This is a genomic window from Pseudomonas sp. P5_B2 (assembly GCF_056400445.1).
In genome coordinates this window covers 1-5,099 of record NZ_JBFULH010000300.1, presented here as the reverse complement: position 1 = coordinate 5,099, position 5,099 = coordinate 1, and the positions used below count along the sequence as shown (strand labels likewise).

General features: G+C 58.7%; 5 protein-coding genes. 4 read left to right on the top strand and 1 reads right to left on the bottom strand.

Features of this window, described 5'->3' with window-relative positions:
• Together AC1DRJ_RS18905 and AC1DRJ_RS18900 are read left to right on the top strand one after the other, a co-directional pair.
• The coding region (locus AC1DRJ_RS18905; protein ID WP_477803491.1) for a transporter substrate-binding domain-containing protein at positions 1-720 on the top strand (720 nt) is incomplete at its 5' end.
• A gap of 64 nt (positions 721-784) precedes the next feature.
• Positions 785-2,068, top strand: a complete 1,284-nt coding sequence (locus tag AC1DRJ_RS18900) for an NAD(P)/FAD-dependent oxidoreductase (RefSeq protein WP_477803490.1) — start codon at positions 785-787, stop codon at positions 2,066-2,068.
• Positions 2,069-2,163: 95 nt separating this feature from the next.
• Here AC1DRJ_RS18900 and trxB read toward each other — a convergent pair whose 3' ends face one another.
• Positions 2,164-3,126, bottom strand: a complete 963-nt coding sequence (gene trxB, locus AC1DRJ_RS18895) for a thioredoxin-disulfide reductase (RefSeq protein WP_477803489.1) — start codon at positions 3,124-3,126, stop codon at positions 2,164-2,166.
• Positions 3,127-3,439: 313 nt separating this feature from the next.
• Between trxB and cysZ the strand changes: the two genes are divergently transcribed.
• Both cysZ and AC1DRJ_RS18885 read left to right on the top strand, forming a co-directional pair.
• The gene (cysZ, locus tag AC1DRJ_RS18890) at positions 3,440-4,192 is read left to right on the top strand and encodes a sulfate transporter CysZ (RefSeq protein ID WP_477803488.1); all 753 of its coding nucleotides are present in this window, start codon (positions 3,440-3,442) and stop codon (positions 4,190-4,192) included.
• A 39-nt stretch (positions 4,193-4,231) separates the two neighbouring features.
• Positions 4,232-5,099: glycosyltransferase family 4 protein (locus tag AC1DRJ_RS18885; RefSeq protein ID WP_477803487.1), on the top strand; the 868-nt coding region annotated here is incomplete at its 3' end.

Below are 5,099 nucleotides of genomic sequence, written 5' to 3'. Positions count from 1 at the left end.
GTCGCCACCTCGGCGACCTGGCCACCGCAGGGGTTCATCAACGACAAGAATGAAATCGACGGTTTTGATATCGACGTGTCCAAGGAGATTGCCAAGCGTCTGGGCGTCGAGGCCAAATTCATCACACCCGACTGGGATGTGATTACCGCAGGCAAGTGGAATGGCCGCTGGGATGTGTCTGTGGGCTCGATGACCGCGACAAAAAGTCGTGCGCGGATTCTCGATTTCCCCGGGACTTATTACTACGTGCCCTACGTGTTTGCGGTGCACAACAAATCAACGGTCTCCGACCACAAAGCACTCAATGGCAAAACCATCGGCGTCGAAGGCGGCACCACGTCAGAAGACTATTTCAGCCAGGCGCTGGCCATCGAAACCACTGACGTACCGCCCGTCGTATATGACGTAAAAACCGAAAAAATGAAGACCTACGCGGGCTCCGTCGGCCCGCTCGACGATCTGCGCCTGGGCGATGGTACCCGGCTGGATGCCATCCTCACGCAACGCAGCACCCTGGATGCCGCCGTCAAGAAAGGCTACCCGCTGCGCGCCGTCGACAACACTGTGGTGTTTTTCGAACCACTGGCCATTGCCACCGACAAGGGTGACCCGGAGCTGAAAGCCAAGCTGGGTGAAATCATCGGTGAGATGCACAAGGATGGCACGCTGACCAAGCTGTCGGACAAGTGGTACGGCGTGGATTACTCGACTCTCAAGTAATGCCCGATCCTGAGGGAGTGAGCCTGCTCGCTCCCACAGAAAAACAATTCATCAAGGATTGACCATGTCCTTCCCCAACACCTGGTATTCCCAAACCTCGCTGCCACGCGCAGCCAGGCGAGAATTGAACACCCAAGAATCCTGCGACGTGTGCATCATCGGTGCCGGCATCGCCGGCCTCACTGCCGCCCTGGAGCTGACCCGTCGCGGCAAGCGCGTGATCATCCTTGAAGCCAATCAGGTGGCATGGGGTGCGTCTGGCCGCAATGGCGGCGTGGTCTCGCCGGGCTGGGCTGAGGGGTCCGGAGCGATTCGCAAGAAACTCGGGCTGGACCACGCCAGGGCGCTGTTCCAGATGTCGGCCGAAGGCGTGGAGATCGTCCGCCGCAACATCATCGAACTGGCTTTGCCCGGGTGCGCGCCATCCGCCGGCACGATTCGGGTCAAGCGCTACGACGACAGCGCTGGCGTGAAAAACCACATCGAAACCATGCGCCGCGACTTCGGTTATGAACTCAACTACCTCGATACCGCTCAGGTTCGTGAACGGGCACACACCCTTCGCTACTTTCAGGGTGTAGAAGATCCCAACGCCATACATTTCMACCCGCTCAATTATTGCCTGGGCCTGGCCCTCGCCATTGAAGCGGCTGGCGGCTGCGTTTTCGAGCAATCGAAAATGCTCGCCTGGCATCGCGAAGGCAACGACAAAATCGTCAAGACCGCGCATGGCAGCGTGCGCTGTAAAGATCTGGTGTTCTGCGCGGGGGGTTACGGCGGCCCCGAGCTGCAAAAACTCAGCCGCGCATACCTGCCCATCGCCACCTACGTGGTGTTGACCGAGCACTTGGGCAACTCGGTCAAAAACGTCCTCGACTCCGGTGCGGCATTCTCCGATGACCGACGCGCTTCAGATTACTACCGGATCGTCGAAGGCGACCGCCTGCTTTGGGGCGGACGCATTACCACCCGCAACGAACAGAACGAGAAAGCGCTGGCAGCGATGCTAAAGGCCGACATGGTGTCAGTCTATCCACAGCTGGCTCCGGTAAAAATCGAATTGGCCTGGTCTGGCCTGATGGGGTACTCCACCAACAAAATGCCCAACCTCGGACGACTGGAACCGGGCGTCTGGGCCTGCACTTCTTTTGGAGGTCACGGTTTGAATACCGGCTCCATCGGCGGGAAGGTGATTGCCGAAGCCGTGTGCGGGGAAACGTCGCGGTATGAGTTGTTCAAGCCGTACTTGCTGGACTGGAACGGCGGGCCGTTCGGTCGAGTGGCCGCCAATGCGATCTATAAATCGCTGAAGGTGATGGACTATGTCCAGGAGCGGCTCAAGGGCTGAATGTCCAACACCTGCCACACAGGGATTTGATCAGGCATCAAATCGAGTGCATAAAAAAAACCGGCTGCAAAGCCGGTTTTTTCATTTCAACGATCTCAGAACTTGGCGTTCTGCAGATCGTCCAGGTAACGCTCGGCGTCCAGTGCCGCCATGCAGCCGGCGCCGGCCGAGGTGATGGCCTGACGGTAAACGTGGTCAGCCACGTCACCGGCGGCGAAGATACCTTCGACGCTGGTCGCCGTTGCATTGCCTTCACGGCCGCCCTGCACCACCAGGTAGCCGTCTTTCAACGTCAGCTGACCTTCGAACAACGAGGTGTTCGGGGTGTGGCCGATAGCAATGAACACGCCATCGACTGTCAGCTCGTCGAAGCTGCCATCGTTGTTCTTCAGGCGAGCACCGGTCACGCCCATGTTGTCGCCCAGTACTTCGTCCAGGGTCGAGTTCAACTTCAGCTCGATCTTGCCTTCGGCAACCCGGGCATTGAGCTTGTCGATCAGGATCTTCTCGGCGCGGAAAGTTTCGCGGCGGTGGATCAGGGTCACTTTGCTGGCGATGTTGGCCAGGTACAGGGCTTCTTCAACCGCGGTGTTGCCGCCGCCGACCACAGCCACAGGCTTGTTGCGATAGAAGAAACCGTCGCAAGTCGCGCAGGCCGAAACGCCTTTGCCCATGAATGCTTCTTCGGACGGGAGGCCCAGGTAACGAGCGCTGGCGCCGGTGGCAATGATCAGAGCGTCGCAGGTATACGTCGCGCTGTCGCCGACCAAGGTGTACGGCTTGGAAGCGAAGTCCACGGCATTGATGTGATCGAAAACGATCTCGGTTTCAAAGCGCTCCGCGTGTTCCTTCATCCGCTCCATCAATGCCGGGCCGGTCAGACCGTGGACGTCGCCCGGCCAGTTGTCGACTTCAGTGGTTGTGGTCAGTTGACCGCCGGCTTGCATGCCGGTGATCAGCAGTGGCTTGAGGTTGGCRCGGGCGGCATARACSGCWGCGCTGTAACCGGCAGGGCCGGAACCSAGAATAATCACTCGCGAATGACGGGCTTCAGACATGACCTGCTCCTGTTGACCGGCCCTGAACACCGGGCGCGGAACGCCGGATTGCCGGCGGGAATAAAAAAGGACCGTGGTAAACCTTGGGTAAGGCTTGAGTACGACAGTCCTGCAAAAAGATTGGGTGCAGCGTATCGAGGGGGCGAAGATTAAGGAAATACGGTTTAACAATCCAGCTCATAGGTGGTCTCTATCCCACTGTCGTGACTATATAGACGTCTTTGTTACAGTGAATGTCGATTCCACTGCCGCGCTTTCCCCCTTCTGGCAAAGTCGGTAAGGTCGGCGCGTTTCCCTCTGCCCGGAGCACGTTATGCCCGCACCCGTCCTGTCCGGACCGCAATACCTGCGCGAAGGCCTCAAGCTGGTCCTGAGCCCCAGCCTGCGTTTATTCGTGTTATTGCCGCTGGCAATCAACCTCGTGCTGTTCGTCGGATTGATTTATCTGGCCGGCCATCAATTCAGCCTGTGGGTCGATACGCTGATGCCGACCCTCCCCGACTGGCTGAATTTTCTCAGCTACATCCTCTGGCCGATTTTTGTGGTGCTGGTGGTGTTGATGGTGTTTTTTACCTTCACCATGCTCGCCAACGTCATCGCCGCGCCGTTCAACGGTTTCCTCGCGGAAAAAGTCGAAGTGGTGGTGCGTGGCACCGACGATTTCCCGGCTTTCAGCTGGGGTGAGCTTACCGCCATGATCCCGCGCACCCTGGCTCGGGAGATGCGCAAACTCGGCTACTTTCTGCCACGGGCAATCGGGTTGTTCATCCTGTCCTTTATCCCGGTGGTGAACATCATTGCCGCACCGCTGTGGCTGCTGTTCGGGGTGTGGATGATGGCCATCCAGTATATCGACTACCCGGCAGACAACCACAAGCTCGGCTGGAATGAGATGCTCGCCTGGCTGCGGCAGAAACGCTGGCAGAGCATGAGTTTCGGCGGCAGCGTCTATCTGGTGCTGCTGATCCCGGTGGTGAACATTCTGATGATGCCGGCCGCCGTGGCCGGGGCGACATTGTTCTGGGTGCGTGAACGCGGGGCGGAAAATCTGGTGATCCAGCGCTAACGGGTCATAAATCCATCATCAAAGCGCCACATTGCCGACATGGCCTCAGCCGATACTGAGGTCATGACGACAGCTCTGCATATCACCCTGATTACTGAAACATTCCCACCGGAAATCAACGGCGTGGCCAATACCCTTGGCCGCTTGTGTGACGGATTGCGCGCGCGCGGGCATCAGGTGGAACTGGTGCGGCCACGCCAGGTGTGTGATCAGCAGTTGAGCAGTGACGATGATTTATTGTTGTGTCGGGGCTGGCCGCTGCCGGGTTATCCCGGTTTGCAATGGGGCCAGTCGTCGATGCACAAGTTGCTGAGGCGTTGGACGCGCCATCGCCCTGACGTGCTGTACATCGCCACCGAAGGGCCACTGGGCTTGTCTGCGTTACGCGCAGCACGGCGGCTGGGGATCTCGGTGGTCAGCGGCTTTCACACCAATTTTCAACAGTACTCCAGCCAATACGGGCTGGGGATGCTGACCCGATTGCTGACTCACTACCTGCGCTGGTTTCACAACCGTTCCACCCTGACACTGGTGCCGAGCCCTAGTCAGCGGATGGAGCTTGAGCGTCGGCATTTCGAACGTTTGGCATTGCTCTCACGGGGTGTCGACAGCCAGTTGTTTCATCCGAGCAAAAGGCTGGCATCGCTGCGCGAACAGTGGGGATTGGCCGAGGACGACATTGCGGTCATTCATGTCGGGCGCTTGGCCCCCGAGAAAAACCTGGGCTTACTCAAGCGCAGTTTTGACGCATTGAAAGCCACTTATCCACAGCGCAACCTACGCTTGATCGTGGTCGGCGACGGCCCGCAACGAGCGGCGCTGGAACAGGAACTGCCCGAGGCTGTTTTCTGTGGCGCACATCGCGGCGAAGCGTTGGCCAGTCACTACGCGTCCGGCGATGTGTTTC